The sequence below is a fragment of the Terrimonas ginsenosidimutans genome, from assembly GCF_022012415.1.
In the GTDB taxonomy this organism is placed as follows: domain Bacteria; phylum Bacteroidota; class Bacteroidia; order Chitinophagales; family Chitinophagaceae; genus Terrimonas_A; species Terrimonas_A ginsenosidimutans.
In genome coordinates this window covers 276,474-290,767 of the sequence record NZ_JAKLTR010000001.1, presented here as the reverse complement: position 1 = coordinate 290,767, position 14,294 = coordinate 276,474, and the positions used below count along the sequence as shown (strand labels likewise).

Here is a 14,294-nt window from a genome sequence, read left to right as displayed (position 1 = left end):
CAACAGTTAAGCGGGGTAATTTTGACTTTTTACTTTTTACTTGTAAAGCGAAGCGAATGAATAAGGTTAGGGATTATTTGCAGTTAGTTAAGCTTTCGCTCAGTATAATGGTGGTATTCAGCAGTGTGATGAGTTTTGTGCTGACGCCGGGTTTTGAGAGGTATGAGACAAAGTGGGTTTGGGTGTTATTGCTCTTTGCAGGTGGGATGTTGGTGACGGGAAGTGCCAATGCCATTAACCAGGTTGTGGAAAGAGACACAGATGCTATGATGAAGAGGACGGGAAAGCGTCCGATCGCATCAGGCAGAATGAGTCCGCAGGAAGGATGGGCTTTTGCCATTATCACCGGCGCGCTTGGGGTGTTCATCCTTGGCTATTTCTTCAATTTGTTATCGGCAGGTCTGGCGGCTTTCAGTTTGTTCCTTTATGCATTCATCTACACGCCGATGAAGAAAGTAAGTTCAATGGCGGTATTGATGGGAGCTGTTCCGGGAGCGCTGCCCTGTTTGATCGGTTGGACTGCTGGTGAAGACCAGTTGTCAACAGGTGGCTGGGTTCTGTTTGCCTTGCAATTTCTCTGGCAGTTTCCCCATTTCTGGGCAATTGCCTGGATCGCACATACGGATTACAGCACTGCAGGTTTCAAATTGTTACCTGCTGATAAAGGGCCAACGAAGTTCACCGCATTACAGACAGTGATCTATTCATTGCTGTTGTTTCCAATAACAGTAATGCCGTACTTCACCGGGATGACGACTTACGAGGGAACGACAGGATTGATCAGCGTGGTCCTGATAGTACTGGCAAATATTTTTATGCTGATGCGTTGCATTACGCTTTACGTAAAAATGGATGTCAGCTCAGCAAGAAAAGTGATGTTTGGAAGTTATCTCTATCTGCCGGTTGTGTTGCTGGCGCTGTTAATGAGCAAAAGCTAAGTAAAAAGTCAAAAGTAAAATTCAAAATATCAGGTTTTGCGAAACGAAATGTCTCTCCTGGCTGCATTTTTTACTTTTTAATTTTGACTTTTGAATTCGAAAAACAGACTATAACAATTTAAGATAATCAGTGTGATGGAGACAGTAGCGATGAATCAGATAGAAAAGAAAAAATTACATCCGCACAAGTTTACCTTGTGGGTGGCAATAGCCAGCATATTGATGATGTTTGCTGGTTTGACCAGTGCTTTTATTGTAAAAAGCAACCTGGTTGGCTGGAAGGATATCGAGATCCCGGGGATCTTCTGGGTGTCGACTGGTGTGATCCTGGTTAGCAGTCTCACCATTCAAATGGCACTGAGATCATTCCGTCAACGCGAGATGAGCCAGTACCGTCTACTGATGGGGATCACTTTTGTGCTGGGAACGCTCTTTGTTATTTTACAGTGGATCGGCTTTAACAAGCTGTGGGACCAGGGAATCCAGTTCAGTGGTTCTGCGGGTGCCGGACAGTTCCTTTACGTGATATTTGGCGCACACGCATTGCACGTGATCGGCGGGATTGTTGCGCTGGCGATAATGTTTGTGAAAGCGTTCTTTGGGAAGATCAAATTATACAGTGCAGTACCTGTTGAGGTGATGTCAACCTACTGGCACTTTGTAGATATTTTGTGGCTTTACCTGCTGGTGTTTTTTTTGATCATCGGCTAGGCGAAGTAAAAATTAACCCCGCTTTCGAATTGCGGAGGCTTTCAGCAGTTAAGCGGGGTGACTTTTTAAGTTTAATTGAATAAGGTTTTTTAAATAGAAATAACTGACATGGCGACAACAGCTACGCAGCAGACAAAATGGTGGAGTGGAGGAAAAAGTCCCTTCAACATCGAATACGGTAAGTTGATGATGTGGTACTTCCTGATGAGTGATGCGTTCACCTTCGGTGCTTTCCTGATCTCTTACGGTTCGATCCGCTTCAGCCAAAACTTCTGGCCCGATCCTAACGTGGTGTTCAACGCCTTTCCTGGCGCCGGACATGCGAATCTGCCGCTGGCATTCGTGAGCGTTATGACCTTTATCCTGATCATCAGCTCCGTAACAATGGTGCTGGCAGTACATGCAGGTCATAACAACGATAAAAAGGCTGTTATCAAGTGGCTCGGCTGGACCATCGTTGGTGGTATCGCGTTCCTTTCCTGCCAGGCATGGGAGTGGCATCACCTGATCACCGGCACACATGCTACGTTGATCGACGGGCAGATCCAGTGGGTTGGTCAAACTACAACAGTTAACCCATGGGGTAACCTGGTGGATGCCGAGACCCTTACTGCAGCGCTGAAAAATTCAACTGTTCAATCTATCGCTCAGGTTGTACATGAGCAACATGGTAATACAATGTCTCATGAGCAACTGCTGGGCTTGCCAAAAGATCAGCTGTTGAACATGGTCAACACCGCGGAATTACACATCCGTGAGAAAGGACCAGTTGCATTCGGTGGCTACTTCTACGGCATCACTGGTTTCCACGGATTCCACGTATTGTCAGGTGTAGTGATCAATATCGTCATGCTGCTGATGGCTAAAAATGATGTTTTTGCTAAAAGAGGCCACTACCTGATGATTGAGAAAGCTGGACTGTACTGGCACTTCGTAGACCTGGTTTGGGTATTTGTATTCTTGTGCTTCTACCTTATCTAAGTAAAAATTAAAAAGTAAAAATTCAAAATATCAGACTGTACGAAGTGAAGCGTCTGATTCGATTCGAGTTTTTTACTTTTTACTTTTGAATTTTTAATTCGAATTAAAGTAACTATCAATAAAAGAATTTCGATGGAACATCAATCAGCATCACCCGAAGTAACGTTCACGCACCATACATCGGATGCGGACTTCAGAAAGAAGGTAATCAGAACGACTGTAATTCTTTCTGTGATCACTGTGATCGAATTGATCATTGGCCTGATCATCTATAATATCCACAAGGGACCTGAACCAAGTGCATTTTTAGTACTTGCATTCAAGGGTGTCGTTTGTATCCTGACAATTGCAAAGGCTTACTACATCGTAGCGGTGTTTATGCACCTCGGTGATGAGATCCGCAACATGATCATGACGATCGTTGTGCCACTGTTGTTGTTCATTTGGTTTATTGCGGCATTTATTTATGATGGTAATTCGTACAAGAACCTGAGAAACGACTATGATAAGCACTTTAAGGAAAGCACTATGCCGAAAGGTCATCATAAGGCTGAAGAACATAAAGTAGAGGAGCCAAAGCCAGGAAAGCAATAATAACGGAACTAATTTACAGGAAGAGCATCAATCGAAAGATTGGTGCTTTTTTTATCCCCGGGAGGCTTCTTAAGCTATGCAGCTGCCGCCCGGCGGGCCGTTGCCAGCCAGCAGAACAGCCATGATCACGTCAATTAAATCCAATATCGTTTAGGTAAGAATTTTTCCGATAGTTCATTCGATGGCCGATGGCCGAAAATACATATACCTGCTAGTGTCAATACCCTATACCAATTAGCAGCAATAGCTTCCATCCAAATGCGACACTAGGCCATCGGCCATCAGTCATCGGCCATCGAGCCAGTGTAGGACGATCTCTTGACTGAACGACAGTGCAATTAAATCCGTTGCTTCTGTCCATCTAACCCTAAAATTGGGTAATTTTGCGCCCGCGGACCTCTGTGTGATGTTTGATCATTAAAACGAAGTGTTTTGAACAAGACTGCCCTCTACGCTATTCTTCTCGCGGCCTTTCTGCCGCTCGTCTGCTATTTCATTGTAAAAGGCTTTAGCGATTCTGCCATCCACATGCCCCGCCATTATTATCCTGATTCTGTGACCACCAAAACGGTGCGCGGAAAACAGGAAACTGATACCGTCTGGCATAAGCTCGCGGATTTTGCACTGGTGAATCAACTTGGGGACTCAGTGACCTGGGAGAAGCTTAGAGGTAAAGTGATCGTTGCCGATTTCTTTTTTACCCATTGCCCCACCATTTGCCCGCCAATGACCCGCAACATGAAATGGGTGCAGACCTCTATCACTAATGCCCAACGGGTAGGAGATAAGACCCCGGATTTTCTGCACTTCCTTTCTTTCAGCATAGACCCGGAGAGAGACTCCGTAAAGCAAATAAAGAAATGGGCTGACCGGTTCCAGATCAATCCGGAACAATGGTGGTTGCTGACCGGTGACCGGAAAGCGATCTACGATATGGCCATCAATGAAATGAAACTCGGCACTATTGATGGGCAGGGCATTGATACCAATTTTGTACATTCAGATTACTTTGTACTGATCGACTCAAATCGCCAGGTCCGTGGCTATTACCATGGGCTTGACAAAGCTGAACTTGCCCGTTTATCAAATGATATCATTTTCCTGAACATGGAAAAGGATCCGAAGCGTAAAAGCTTTCTGGCCGGCAAACTGGAGATCATCGGTGTTGCCTTTATAGCGGCGATCATCGGCGTAGGCTTACTGATATTCATCATCAAAAAAAGAAACAACAATGTTAGCACCAGCGTGGAAACGAAATGATAAAAAGGCGTCCTTCCTGATCATCACCTTTTCGCTGATCGTATTTATTGCGGTATCAGTTCTTTCCCGCGTACAGGTAAAGGTTGACCTCGGCTTTGATGTGCACATCTTCGCGAAAGCGAATGCCGTGATCAATTCCTTGGTATCGGTATTGCTTATCGTTGCGCTGATTGCTGTAAAAAGCAAACAATATCTGTTGCACAAAAATCTGATGATGACAGCGATGGTACTTTCTATCCTGTTTTTGGTTAGCTATATCTGTCACCATTTACTTGCAGGCGAATCCGTATATGGAGATGCAAATCATGATGGAGTAGCAGATGCAGCAGAAATAGCAGCAGTAGGCTCGTCAAGAACGATCTACAGGCTCATACTTTTCCCGCATATTGTATTGGCTGGCGTTATACTCCCTTTTATTCTTTACACGGCTTATCGTGCTCAGATCGGAGAGTGGCCGGGCCATCGAAAACTCGCCAGGATCACCTGGCCTATCTGGCTGTATGTAGCCGTTACAGGTGTGGTTATCTATTTTATGATCAGCCCTTATTATTGATAGAACGTGTGAGCTGCCGGAGTTATCCAGCGTGTTATCATTGAACTTGTTGCGAGTGGATGAATCTTCCAGGGTTCGAAGTTGTATTGTACTGGATCCAAATGAATGAGGAGTCCAAGCGGGGGTAACCGGCAGTGCCGGCCGCAGTTTGCCTGCGCTCTCCACTATTTGGACAGAATTCCCCGAATCCCGGCCCGGGGGCGAAGAGAATTTTCTTCTGCTCTTCTGTAATCAAATTAGTTAATGATTTTACTGAAGGGATCAAGATCGCTGAACATGACAGGCGGTTGCCAATCGAACATAACCGGACTGGTGCCCGGGGATCTTATTTATCCTCCAGTCAATATCAATTCTTTTATTATCATCTTTCTATTTATCCATCCGCTTTATTTTTCTTTGTTTCGAGTTTTCGAATAATATAAAATAGTGCCTCCGCTTATGGCGGACACCCCCACACCCCCCATCCGCCATAAGCGGAGGCTACTAAGTAAGATATCTCGTTGTAAATATCGCTCAGACACGAAGCGATTCCATGGGTAAAACACAAAACCTTGAGGGAAAATAACACGAAAAACAGGAGGGTTAGGCCGGTAAGAACTGAGTACAACTTGCCGCTCGAAACGCCCTCATCGTAATTGAAGTCAGGCGCTTTGGTCTGTGAAAAAACAGCATCGCCAGGCCGGAACTCAACCCTACGTTCTAACCCGTAATAAGAGAAGCATAGGATCAATACTTATCTGATCACCTGCGTGCCCGCACCTCACAAAGCGGGTGGCTTGAACGCGTGGTGCCGCTGCTTGCCGGTACAAGACTCTTCATTTCGTACAGGGGTACTACAACGCAACACCACCAATGATCTCTAACATTCTCCGAGCAGCGGTATCAACCAGTGTGCACCCTCCACCAGTTCAAGGAGTACGGAGTCAGAAGGCGCAAAAGTATTCTGCTACGGAATGATAACGCTGTTACAATGAGCGAATGAACAATTTATTGAGCAGGCGGGGCATTGATTTTCATGTCTTTAGAAATAGTTTAAACCAATACCAGCAACCTTTGTTTGAATTTTGTAAGGAATGATTTGATTGCCGTAAGGGAACCGTCCGTTCCCGTATTTATTTTTGTATCAATATTGTAACCCCGCCGTTAACTGTGGCTGATCATAAACCTTTTTATTATGCCCAAACCCGAAACAATTGAAGACTTTTATAAGCAGAAGTGTGAATGGTTGCCGGATAACCTGCAAAAAGATATAGGACACTTCAATGTATTCAAAGTGGAGGCAAACAAGAAGCAGCATACAGCACCTCCCAAATATGCAAGGCGCGACTTTTATAAAGTAAGTCTTGCACGCGGTGGTGGTATTCTGCATTATGCGGATAAGAGTATCGAAATCAGCGGGTCAACCCTGTTGTTCTTTAACCCATATGTTCCGTATACTTTCGAATCAATGTCTGAAGATTATCATGGTTACTTCTGCATCTTCAAGGATGCTTTTTTTGATGCAAATGTGCGCCGCAACTTCAATGAGCTGCCAATGTTCACGCCTGGTGGTAAACCCGCTTACGTGCTGGATGCGGAACAGGATAAAAAGGTAAGTGCAGTGTATGATAAAATGCTGGAAGAGATCAATTCAGATTATGCATATAAATTTGATCTGCTTCGCAATTATCTGATGGAGATCATTCATCACGCGATGAAGCTGCAACCAGCCGAAACCTTGTATCAGCACCCTAATGCTAACAGCCGAATCACCGCTGTATTTACGGATATGCTTGAGAGGCAATTCCCGATAGAGTCGCCTTCACAGCAATTCAAATTAAGGTCTGCGCGTGATTTCGCAGAAAGATTAGCGGTGCATGTAAATCACCTCAACCGGGCAATCAGGGAAACGACAGGCAAAACAACAACCGAACATATCGCTGAGCGGCTGGTAAGCGAAGCAAAAGCATTACTCAGGCATACGAACTGGAACATTTCCGAAATAGCTTACTGCCTTGGCTTTGAAGAGCCGGCCCATTTCAATAATTTTTTCAAGAAACAGACAACCTATACGCCTTCTTCTTTCAGGATTTAATGGCTAGTCGGCATTCTTGCTGAAGCGGACGCTGAAGTTCTCTTCTTCAAGATCCAGGATCGCGTTATATTTCCGGATCACCTCTTCATCTATTTCCTGTTTCCTGTTCAGCTGGTGAAGTAGCTCCCGTTGCGCAAGCACCACTTCGGCTATGATCTTACGGTATTCTTCGTCTGTGATCGGGCGATCAATAGAATGCTCGGCCAGTCGCCCCTCAAATAACCGGGCATTACCAGAATGTTTGAGCTTAATGCTTTGAAGAATTTCGTCTTTGTTTACGGCATCAGCATATTTCCCGTCGAGTACTTTCAGCGCGGCGACGGCTAGTTTTTTCTGAATAATAGATTCCTGCCTTTCCTTTGGTATTGTTTCGTCACGGTCTTCGACTTTGAGCCACTTGACCAAAGCAGGAAGTGTTAAACCCTGGAACACTAACGTCACAAGTATTACGATAAATGTAATGAACAGGATCAGGTTTCGCTGCGGAAATGCCTGTCCGTTCGTCAGATAAACCGGGATAGATAGCGCCGCAGCGAGTGAAACTACTCCTCGCATACCGGCCCAACCAAAGATCAACGGGCCGCGCCACCCTGGTCTGTTGTCCGCGGTGGTGATAAATCGGCTTATAACAACCGTGAACGCGGATGCGCCAAGTGTTGAGAGCAACCTTACGATGATCAATACTCCCGTAATGATCAATCCGTACTTGATCGCTTCTGAAAGACTGGTGTCGCCAAGCTCTGCAATGATCACCGGCAGCTCAAGACCGATCAGCATGAAGACGATACCATTCAATCCAAAACTAAGGGCCGACCAAACATTCTCCGTTCTTAAACGGCTTCGGTGATCAAAGATGCGGTGGCTCCTGATCGAAAGAAACAGCCCTCCGCTTACGACGGACAGCACACCGGAAAAGTGCATCTGCTCTGCCGCGATATACATTATATATGGAGCAATAAGTGTAAAAAGGGTATTGATATTTGCTGTTACGGGCAACCAACGATGGATCGCGTAAAAAACCATTGCGATCGCTATACCGGTGGCAATACCCATCACGATCACGACAAAAAAGCTAAAGACAGCATCTTTAAAAACAAACTCACCAGAATCAACAGCCGCCATCGCGAAACGGAAAACGATCAAACTCGCTGCATCATTCAACAGGCTTTCCCCTTCAATGATCGTTACAAGCCTGCGCGGCACTTTGATCTGCTTCATGATCGAAGTTGCGGAAACTGCATCCGGGGGTGAAATGATGCCACCCAGTAAAAAGCCTAATGCTAAAGTGAAACCGGGAATAAGACTGCTGGATACGAAGGCGATCACACAGGAAGTAAGAATGACGATCAGGAACGCAAAGCTCGAAATTACGCGGCGCCATTTCCAAAACTCTTTCCATGAAGTATGCCATGCAGCTTCATATAGAAGAGGAGGAAGAAAAATGACGAATATGAGATCCGGATCAATCTTTATTTCAGGCAACCACGGGAAAAAACTTAATGCAAGTCCGCCCAACACCAGCACGATCGGATAGGAAACTTTCAGCTTCTGCGCCAGCATGATCAGGAACAGAATGACCAGCAAAAGAATAATATAAATACTGAAAGTATCGTGCATGTTAAGGTTAGTTTGGATGAACTGAATAAAAATACAGCATTCTTCTTAATACTTTCCCGGGCCGCCCCCCTCTTCTTTTATAAAAAGCTGTTTGAATTTTGTAATCATTGGTTTGAAGTGTACAAGAGAAAACGCCCCTGATCGAAGTAACTTTGTTTGAACAAAAAATAATTGGCCATGGAAAAGATCTGGTTTGTTACAGGTGCGGGTCATGGTTTTGGGCTCGCGCTGGTAAAGCAATTACTGAAGCAGGGGCACAAAGTAGCGGCCGTTGCTGAAAATATTCAATCGCTGCGCAAAATGTCTAACGCAGGTAGTAAGAATCTACTGATGCTCGAAATAGCTCTTTGCGATGAAGATTCCGTTTCTCGCGCAGCTTATGATGCAGTCCGGCATTTTGGACGACTGGACATTGTCATCAATGCGGATAAAGAAGGAATCGCCGGAAATATTGAAGAACTTTCAGACGAAGAGATCCGTCATAACTTTGAGGTCAATATCTTTTCCGGACTAAATGTTGTGCGTGCTACATTGCCCTATTTGAAAGAGCAGCGGTCCGGACATATTTTCAATCTATCCTCTTTAGGCAGAATGAGTGGCGCTGGTCTTGGCATCTATCGTGCAACGGAACTGGCAATGATCGCAATCCTGGAATCTCTTGCTGTCGAAGTGCAATCTTTCGGAATTGATGTAACCATCATGACGCCAGGCAGCACTCCTTCAGACCTCAGCATGAGAACTATTCAAACAAGTGCGACACGCAGGATTGAGGATCATCAGTCTGCAATCAGGCAGATCCTTTCGTGCATGCAAAACTTCAGAACCGTTCCCGGTGGCGGAGCCGCCCCTCTCGAAGTCTCACATCCTCTTTTGCCTAATGTCCTTTTCGCTGTTTAAGCGCGTATTATGAAAAAGATAAATAAACAGTTTGCCCAAAAAAAACCTTTTATCTCTTTCACCTCTTTAAACTCTTGGCTAACTTTAAGGATTCTTCCTTTAAAATGTTAACCAATGGCAGGAACATTCTCTAAGATCAAAAGCACGTTCAATCTTCTTCGTAAAATTGATTTCAACCAGCTCAGCAAGCTTTCTGAAAAAGTAGATCTTCAGGAAGTGATGAACAGTTTTTCCAAATTGGACGATAACCAATTGAAAGCATTGATGAAGATGATGAAGGATGAGAAAAAAGAGAAAGTGCTTCCGCCTATTAATGGTGACTTTTATGAAATTCATCTCCGGTTGAATGAGGAAGACCGTGCGGTTCAATTGAAAGTGCGGGAGTTCATGGAGAGAGAGATCAAACCGATTGTAAATAATTATTGGCTGCATGACGAGTTCCCTCATGAAGTAATTCCAAAATTTGCAGAGCTTGGGCTCTGTGGCGTTACGTATAAAGGCTATGGTTGCCCGGGCAAATCGTTTCTTATGGAAGGCATTATCGCTATGGAGATGGCGAGGATCGATGCATCGATCGCTACGTTTTTTGGCGTGCAAAGTGGACTGTCAATGGGATCAATTTATATGTGCGGTTCGGAAGAACAGAAACAGGAATGGTTGCCAGGCATGCATGAGATGAAGATCATCGGGGCGTTTGGACTAACGGAGCCGGAGGTCGGTTCTGGCGCGGCGGGAGGCCTGACCACCACGGCAAAGAAAACGGCTGATGGATGGCTGCTGAACGGACAGAAAAAATGGATCGGCAATGCTACTTTTGCTGACGTTACTATTATCTGGGCACGGGACGTTGACGATAACCAGGTAAAAGGCTTTCTTGTCAGAAAAGGTACGCCAGGGTTTGAAGTGGAAAAGATCAAAGGCAAGATGGCTTTGCGGATAGTTCAGAATGGACTGATCACGATGAAAAACTGTCTCATAGAAGAAAAAGATCGTTTACAGAATGCTGAATCGTTTAAAGACACTGCGCGTGTATTACAGATGACCCGCGCTGGTGTTGCGTGGATGGCGGTCGGAACCGCTCGTGGCGCTTATGAAAATGCGCTGGATTATACCCGCAACAGAAAACAATTCGGAAAGCCGATCGCGTCGTTCCAGCTCATACAAAATCATCTCGTCGAAATGCTTTCAAACCTGACGGCAATGCAATCCCTTGTGTTCCGCCTTTCAGAATTGCAGGATCAGGGGTTGTTAAAAGACGAACATGCGTCTCTCGCGAAAGTTTTTTGCTCTTTAAGAACAAGAGACATCGTAAGCCGCGCGCGCGAAGTGATGGGAGGAAATGGTATTCTGCTGGAGCATAACGTTGCAAGATTTGTTGCAGACGCGGAAGCAATCTATTCATATGAAGGAACGAAGGAGATCAATTCCCTGATCGTAGGAAGAGCGATCACTGGCATGAGTGCTTTCGTTTAGGAGTATGCCTGGATTTCACGTTAAGCAATTTCATTTTGTTGAAGTTTTTAATTTCGGCCCCGGATCAACCGGGGCCGAAGTGTTTCCAACCTAAGCACTTCGATGCCTTACCCATCTACTAAAGCTATCCGGAAAGTTGCAGGGTGAAAGAAACCATTTACTTAAAACTACTTCATGCTTCTTTTGAATGATAACATCTTTGCGATGCAAAAGACTAAAGAATTGCAGTGTAGATAACCTTATCATGAAAAAGATACTACTTATAGCAATCATCCTGACCCCATTGATGTGGTCATGTAAAAAGGATCAGGTGGAGATCAATAAGCAGGAACCGTTAGGACAAAAAGTACTGGAGAATCTCCTGGAACATACTGAAATTGTCGATACCGTTCTCCTGGCCAATGTTAACGCACTTGAACTGGGAATGCGATTCTATTCGATCAATGCCGGAAAGATCACACATCTGGGATGTAAAATGCCTTATGCGGGTAAATTCACCGTTTCCCTATGGGACCATGGTTCCAAACAGTTACTGGCGTCAGAAATGATCGATAACTATCCTGACAGATTTTCTTATGCGGACATTGTTGATATTCCTGCAATGGCGAATCAACGGTTTGTGATATCAGTTAATAACGTTACAGAAGGCGTTAAGCGGCCTTATTATATCAGCCAAAGAAAATCTTCAACAGCAAGTTTGTATCCGTTCACCGCCGGCAATATTGTGTATGAAGCATTTCACAGCAAACTGACTACAGTTCCTCTTTATCCGGATGCCGTGACGATAGGTAATCAATCTTTTGTTGCAGGTTACCCCGACTTCATTATCAAGTGACGCATCTTACATCTTTCTCCTGGTGAGATGCCATAACCGAAAGGCTAAATTGACTGGCGTAGATTCCCGCAGATCTCATCTTTTCTATTGACAAAAGCGTTTTAACGCAGATACAAAGTGTTATCGGATGCGCAGATAGCGACGGTCTGTTCCTGCCATCTATGTAATGTGAGATCTGCGGAAGTCTTACACCATGCAAAGTATTTAGGATCTTAACCAAACTGCAGGCGACCTATCTCTATACGCCTGACAAATTACAAGATCTCGTCTCCATAAAAGGGTAGATTATCAAAGAGTGTTTCATTTTGTTCAATAGCATCCGTTTTTTTACTTTCGATCAGGAACAGTTCCTTCAAGGCTCGCGTTACTGCCACATATTTAAGATTCATTTCCTGCACCCGTTCCCAGTCTTTCTGCTGCTGCCTGTAGTAAGGAAGTTCATCATAATTCAGAATAAAGACTCGATCATTTTCCAATCCCTTAGCGCGGTGGATCGTTGATAGTTTGATCGGATTGTCTGTTCCGGAAACATAGTCTTTGATCTTTAAAAGAAGATCGTTAATACACGCATTCCTGATCTCCCATTGTATGAATTTTTTATGAAGAAATTCAAGCTTCCTGTTCAGGAACATTTTTTCCGTTTTAATATAGACCTCACGTTCGGTATGGTGTGTAATGCGTCCGGCATTCTTTTCTATTATAAAGTCCCAGCGTCTTCTTACCGTTTGTTTGAGCCGTTCAAATCCGCCGGGCATAGAGGATACAGGTGTCAGGAGCTCTTCCTGCTTGAAAATATTTTTGATCTCATTTATGATCTCACGTACCTCGTCTTCATGTATTTTGACTTTGATATTTTTATCGATAAAATTGAAAATAAGCAGCACCATTGGCGCTCTCAAACGCGATATAATAAGATCACCGGGTTGAGTGGTACTGGCTACTTCGTCAAATTGAATGGTGCTGACAATGCCAGCATCCGCTTTGCAACCGGTCATATCCGGGCGTAATTCCTGCGCCAGTTGAATAACATTCTGCGGACAACGGAAGCAACTTGTGAGTGTGAACAATGATGCCTTTGTATATTCTTTTACCCGGTCAAAGGAATGAATATCCGCGCCCGTGAATCCATAAATGGATTGTTGTGGATCGCCCACTGCCATTATTCGCCCATCTTTCTTTCCAAACTTTGAGGCCACGGCAAATTGAGATTTCGACAGATCCTGGCATTCATCAATGAACAGGAACCGATACCGTTTTTCGGGATATAGCTTCCATTCATGCGGCAGATAGAGCATATCTGTATAGTCAATTACCTTTTTTTGCAGGGCCAGGAGGTTTCCCGCCTCCAGTAGTTGTTGATGGCACCTGAAGTACGCATTGATCTCTTCCCCCGAAATATTTTCTGCGTACTTCAGAGCTGGAGAAAATACCAAAATGTGTGGCCAGTTCTTCTATATCCTTTGGATTGTTCGCTGTCAGTGTCGCTCTGAATTTCTGATTGATCTCCAGTATCCGCGTATTGATCCGAAACAGCAGATTAGTTGCCGCGAAATTGTTCCTGTTATCCACGTCAGCGGGTAAAAAGCCGTTGATCTGGAAAATCGTCTTGAGAAATGGTTTGATCTTCTTATAAGTAGTTTTACTTTCCAGTAATTCCCGGTATTTATTATCCCGTAGACTCCAGGATTCACCGGTAAGATTATTGTCGGTCAATATTTGCCTGCCCAGGGAGTGAATTGTTCTTACTGTTACCTCATGCAGCCCCAAACGCCTGAACCGCTGAGCGATCTCGCCAGCAATACTGTTATTGAATGCACAGAACAGGACCGACGATGGATCGTCAACTAAACGCGCGCATTCCATAATGGTGGTGGTTTTCCCGGCGCCAGCCACGGCATCAATGATGCCATGGCCCTTGCCCTTACTTACAAATCTGAAGATCTGCTGCTGCTCTCCTGTAAACTTCATGACGTTGTGTCTTTAGTGGTATCCGGCCTGATTCCGTTCTCTTCCGTTGATCCGGCGGATCTGTTCATGCTGTCTATGTATTCCTCTACGGACTCAAGAAAAACGGCTTTGAGCTCCTTTAATGATCGTGCATCAAAGAGGATCGTTTCCGCGATTCCCTGGATCTTCCCATAGAAAGTATTCTCATCAGCATTAAAGTGGATGGAGGCGTAATAACCTTTGTAATGAAGGATGTCGTTCATAAGCTATGCTTTAGTTTGTCTAAAACTAACATAGCGTGAAGGCGAAACCGCGTGTTTTACAACGCAAAAAAATGTTTTTCCCTCGGGTGCAAATTTATATTTGAGGAGCTGGCGGGTGATTCTTTATGAATCTAGTATCCGGTGGATGAGA

General features: G+C 44.7%; 14 protein-coding genes. 10 read left to right on the top strand and 4 right to left on the bottom strand.

Annotated elements, in window-relative coordinates; translation table 11 throughout:
- The first annotated feature begins 56 nt into the window (after positions 1-56).
- The 7 genes from cyoE (at position 57) to LZZ85_RS01150 (ending at position 7,111) form a co-directional block, all read left to right on the top strand.
- Entirely contained in the window at positions 57-938 is an 882-nt protein-coding gene (cyoE, locus tag LZZ85_RS01180; RefSeq protein WP_237868090.1) for a heme o synthase, read from the top strand.
- Between the two features lie 135 nt (positions 939-1,073).
- Positions 1,074-1,649, top strand: a complete 576-nt coding sequence (locus LZZ85_RS01175) for a cytochrome c oxidase subunit 3 (RefSeq protein ID WP_237868089.1) — start codon at positions 1,074-1,076, stop codon at positions 1,647-1,649.
- Between the two features lie 108 nt (positions 1,650-1,757).
- Positions 1,758-2,630, top strand: coding sequence for a cytochrome c oxidase subunit 3 (locus tag LZZ85_RS01170; protein ID WP_237868088.1), 873 nt, complete (start codon positions 1,758-1,760; stop codon positions 2,628-2,630).
- Positions 2,631-2,762: 132 nt separating this feature from the next.
- The gene (locus tag LZZ85_RS01165; RefSeq protein ID WP_237868087.1) at positions 2,763-3,224 is read left to right on the top strand and encodes a cytochrome C oxidase subunit IV family protein; all 462 of its coding nucleotides are present in this window, start codon (positions 2,763-2,765) and stop codon (positions 3,222-3,224) included.
- 432 nt (positions 3,225-3,656) lie between these two features.
- Entirely contained in the window at positions 3,657-4,484 is an 828-nt protein-coding gene (locus LZZ85_RS01160; RefSeq protein ID WP_237868086.1) for an SCO family protein, read from the top strand.
- Positions 4,456-5,037: a DUF420 domain-containing protein gene (locus tag LZZ85_RS01155; protein ID WP_237868085.1), complete on the top strand. Its 582-nt coding sequence runs from the start codon at positions 4,456-4,458 to the stop codon at positions 5,035-5,037. The genes LZZ85_RS01160 and LZZ85_RS01155 overlap by 29 nt, the downstream gene beginning before the upstream one ends.
- Before the next feature lie 1,174 nt (positions 5,038-6,211).
- Positions 6,212-7,111, top strand: a complete 900-nt coding sequence (locus LZZ85_RS01150) for a helix-turn-helix domain-containing protein (protein WP_237868084.1) — start codon at positions 6,212-6,214, stop codon at positions 7,109-7,111.
- Between the two features lie 3 nt (positions 7,112-7,114).
- Here the strand turns inward: LZZ85_RS01150 and LZZ85_RS01145 are convergent, their stop codons facing one another.
- Positions 7,115-8,728 (bottom strand): Na+/H+ antiporter, encoded by a 1,614-nt coding sequence (locus tag LZZ85_RS01145; RefSeq protein ID WP_237868083.1) that lies wholly within the window; start codon positions 8,726-8,728, stop codon positions 7,115-7,117.
- A gap of 177 nt (positions 8,729-8,905) precedes the next feature.
- Here LZZ85_RS01145 and LZZ85_RS01140 point away from each other — a divergent pair, with 177 nt between their 5' ends.
- The 3 genes from LZZ85_RS01140 to LZZ85_RS01130 all read left to right on the top strand — a co-directional run bounded on the left by LZZ85_RS01140 (position 8,906) and on the right by LZZ85_RS01130 (position 11,933).
- Entirely contained in the window at positions 8,906-9,625 is a 720-nt protein-coding gene (locus tag LZZ85_RS01140) for an SDR family NAD(P)-dependent oxidoreductase (RefSeq protein ID WP_237868082.1), read from the top strand.
- Between the two features lie 114 nt (positions 9,626-9,739).
- The gene (locus LZZ85_RS01135) at positions 9,740-11,098 is read left to right on the top strand and encodes an acyl-CoA dehydrogenase family protein (protein WP_237868081.1); all 1,359 of its coding nucleotides are present in this window, start codon (positions 9,740-9,742) and stop codon (positions 11,096-11,098) included.
- A gap of 244 nt (positions 11,099-11,342) precedes the next feature.
- Positions 11,343-11,933: a DUF4082 domain-containing protein gene (locus tag LZZ85_RS01130; RefSeq protein ID WP_237868080.1), complete on the top strand. Its 591-nt coding sequence runs from the start codon at positions 11,343-11,345 to the stop codon at positions 11,931-11,933.
- Positions 11,934-12,187: 254 nt separating this feature from the next.
- Here LZZ85_RS01130 and LZZ85_RS01125 read toward each other — a convergent pair whose 3' ends face one another.
- From LZZ85_RS01125 to LZZ85_RS01115, 3 genes are read right to left on the bottom strand one after another with little or no spacing between them, the layout of a single operon-like run.
- Positions 12,188-13,282 carry a UvrD-helicase domain-containing protein gene (locus LZZ85_RS01125; protein WP_349291732.1) on the bottom strand — a complete coding sequence of 365 codons (1,095 nt, stop codon included), beginning with the start codon at positions 13,280-13,282 and terminating at the stop codon, positions 12,188-12,190.
- Complete coding sequence (locus tag LZZ85_RS01120; RefSeq protein ID WP_237868079.1) at positions 13,239-13,901, bottom strand: UvrD-helicase domain-containing protein; 663 nt, start codon at positions 13,899-13,901, stop codon at positions 13,239-13,241. Before LZZ85_RS01120 ends, LZZ85_RS01125 begins: the two co-directional genes overlap by 44 nt.
- A complete protein-coding gene (locus tag LZZ85_RS01115) occupies positions 13,898-14,143 on the bottom strand; it encodes a hypothetical protein (protein ID WP_237868078.1) in 246 nt (81 codons plus the stop codon). The genes LZZ85_RS01120 and LZZ85_RS01115 overlap by 4 nt, the downstream gene beginning before the upstream one ends.
- Positions 14,144-14,294: the final 151 nt, after the last annotated feature.